Annotated in this window: 1 pseudogene; it reads right to left on the bottom strand. The window is 28.2% G+C overall.

The window, feature by feature from the left end:
- Positions 1 to 31: 31 nt before the first annotated feature.
- Positions 32 to 560: pseudogene (locus ACX6CF_RS25765) on the bottom strand (IS1634 family transposase); the annotation flags it as partial.

The following is a 560-nucleotide window of genomic DNA, read 5'->3' as shown; positions in this document are numbered from 1 at the left end:
AACAAATTTATCATGAACTTGGACTTAATAAGTGTGCTTCTATAGAATCATCTCTGTTTAAATAAACAGGTCTTGCCTTGAACTCTGTTTTCATGATTCTAAAGCATTCTTCAATCTCCCACCTTCTTTTATTAATCTTAATTATTGCAGAAGTATCAGCTTCAAGATTAGTACATACACCGTAAAATCCATCAAATACTTCTTCTTTTGCAATAACAGTATCATCAATACTATAAAAGTTTTTATCAGCTATTTCACCATCTTTGGTACAACTAGTCTTCTTAATAAATCTTTTATAATCATTTTGATTAGCTTTATTGATTCTAGAAGGATTGGAATCTATTTTTTTAACAGCACGTTCACTCTGGGTATTACGTATACTTCTTTGATAATCTCTATATTTAAGAGAAAAAGTAACAATAAGTTTTTGCTCTAATCCATTTTCTTTAATCCAACGTTCTTTATAAAACACTTTTGAAGTCACTCTATTTCTATCCAATTCATTCATTTTATCCAGCATATCATCAAGTTTTGATAAACTATAAACTCTATCATCATTT

The organism is Vallitalea sediminicola (genome assembly GCF_054408565.1).
Note: the sequence above shows the minus strand (reverse complement) of the source record. Positions and strands in the feature narration are given on the sequence as shown.